2 protein-coding genes are annotated in these 2,497 nt (G+C 65.0%); both read left to right on the forward strand.

Going from position 1 to position 2,497, the window contains the following annotated elements; all coding sequences use genetic code 11:
* The first annotated feature begins 120 nt into the window (after window positions 1-120).
* A complete protein-coding gene (gene istA, locus NDB2M4_RS14780; protein WP_072376454.1) occupies window positions 121-1,647 on the forward strand; it encodes an IS21 family transposase in 1,527 nt (508 codons plus the stop codon).
* A complete protein-coding gene (gene istB / locus NDB2M4_RS14785) occupies window positions 1,634-2,362 on the forward strand; it encodes an IS21-like element helper ATPase IstB (protein WP_072376456.1) in 729 nt (242 codons plus the stop codon). Before istA ends, istB begins: the two co-directional genes overlap by 14 nt.
* Window positions 2,363-2,497: the final 135 nt, after the last annotated feature.

Genomic DNA, 2,497 nt, shown 5'->3' on the forward strand with positions numbered 1-2,497 from the left:
TGTGAACCGGCATGCAATTTTGACCCCTTGCTGGGGGTAATCGGCGCGCAATTTTGACCCTACCCCCTGTGCTGAGAACATTGCCCTTGGTGCGTGCGTCGGCACGAGGGCGAGCGGGGGATGATCACAGTGGACACGATCGGGCGGGTCCGGCGCGCGCATTTCGTTCAGAAGAAATCGATCAAGGCGATCTCGCGCGAGCTGCGGCTGGCGCGGAACACGGTGCGGTCTATCATACGGGCTGAGGCCGAGACGGAGCGGCGGTACGAGCGCCGCGCGCAGCCGATGCCACAGCTTGGTCCTTACATCGCAGCACTGGAGGCGATGCTGGCCGCCAATGCGCGGCGCCCGAAGCGGGAGCGCCTGACCTGCCAGCGGATGCTCGAGGAGCTTCGGCTAGAGGGCTATCGGGGCAGCTACGACAACGTACGCCGCTACGCGAGGAGCTGGGCCGAACGCGAGGGCGAACGGACGGAGGAGGCCTACGTGCCTCTCTCCTTCGCACCGGGCGAGGCCTATCAGTTCGACTGGAGCCACGAATGCGTGGTCATCGGCGGGGTCACGACGATGGTCAAGGTGGCGCAGGTCCGACTCTGCCATAGCCGCATGCTGTTCGTGCGCGCCTATCCGCGCGAGAGCCAGGAGATGGTGTTCGACGCTCACGAGAAGGCGTTCCAGCTCTTCAAGGGCGTTCCGAGGCGCGGCATCTACGACAACATGAAGACCGCGGTCGACGCTGTGTTCGTCGGCAAGGATCGCGTCTTCAACCGGCGCTTCCAGCAGCTGATGAGCCATCACCTCATCGAGCCGACCGCATGCACGCCGGCAGCGGGCTGGGAGAAAGGCCAGGTCGAGAACCAGGTCGGCTTCGTTCGGAAGCGGCTGTTCTCGCCGCGTCTCAAGTTCAAGAGCTACGAGGAGCTCAACGCTTGGCTGGCCGAGCGCTGCATCGTGCTGGCGCAGACGCATCCCCATCCGGTCGTGAAGGAGAAAAGCGTCTTCGAGATGTTCGAAGCCGAGCGGCCACTGCTGATGCCGTATCGAGGGACGTTCGACGGCTTCCATGCGGTGAGCGCATCAGTGTCGAAGACATGCCTGGTTCGCTTCGACAACAACAAGTACTCGGTTGCCGCTTCCGCTGTCGGTCGTCCCGTCGATGTGCACGCCTACGCCGATCGCATCGTCATCAAGCAGGACGGCCACGTCGTCGCCGAGCACAGGCGCCGCTTCGGTCGCCATCAGGTGGCTTACGATCCCTGGCACTACGTGCCGGTGCTGGCGAGGAAGCCCGGCGCCTTGAGGAACGGCGCGCCGTTCAAGGACTGGCCGCTGCCCGGAGCGATAGAGAAGGTGCGGCGCAAGCTCGCCGGATCGCACGATGGCGACCGGCAGATGGTGAAGATCCTCACCGCCGTGCTGACGGACGGACTGACTGCCGTCGAAGCCGCGTGTGCAGAATCGCTGGCGGCCGGGATCGCCGCCGCCGACGTGATCCTCAACGCCCTGGCACGCCACGCTGATCCACATGCGGTGGCCCCGATCGAGCTATCGGGACGGCTGACCCTCGCCCTGCCGCCCGTTGCCGATTGTGCCCGCTACGATGCACTGCGGGCAGGTTCCATTGAGGTCTGCCATGGAGCGCTCTGAAGTTCTCGACATGATGGGCCAGCTGCAGCTGGCCGGCATGCGGGCGGCCTACGACGAGATCGTCTCGGTGGGCGTCAAGCGTCAGCACGGCGTCGAGAAGGTCATCGGTGCGCTGCTCAAGGCCGAGATCGCTGCCAAGCAGGCACGATCGATCAACTACCAGATGGGCATTGCCAAGCTGCCGCTCGCCAAGGAGCTCGCCGACCTTGACTTCACTGGCACACCGATCAATGGCGAGCTGGTCGAGCAGCTCTCGGCTGGCGCCTTCCTCGACGAGCAGAGGAATGTCGTGCTGATCGGCGGCACGGGCACCGGCAAGAGCCACATCGCCATCGGCATCGCCAGAAGCGTCATCCGGGCCGGACGGAAGGCCCGCTTCTTCAATGCCGTCGATCTGGTCAACAAGCTCGAAGCCGAGATGAAGCTCGGACGCGGCGGACGCATCGCCGACGGGATCGCCCGCGTCGACCTGCTGGTGCTCGACGAGCTGGGCTACCTGCCGTTCGCGCAATCGGGTGGCCAGCTGCTGTTCCACCTGATCAGCCGCCTCTACGAGCGCACATCGATCATCGTGACGACCAACCTCGCCTTCGCCGAGTGGCCGAGCGTGTTCGGGGACGCCAAGATGACGACGGCGCTGCTCGACCGCCTTACGCACCACTGCGACATCGTCGAAACCGGCAACGACAGCTGGCGCCTTCGCCACCGCTCCTGATCCCGCAACGCCGGCCACGCCCTCCGCTTGCTTCGCTACGCTCCGCAGCTCCGGTCCTGGCCGGCGCCATCACCACACTCAGACGGGGTCAACATTGCACGCCGATAAGGGGTCAAAGTTCGACGCCGATTGACA

It is taken from the genome of Hyphomicrobium sp. NDB2Meth4 (genome assembly GCF_900117445.1).
Taxonomy (GTDB): Bacteria; Pseudomonadota; Alphaproteobacteria; order Rhizobiales; family Hyphomicrobiaceae; genus Hyphomicrobium_A.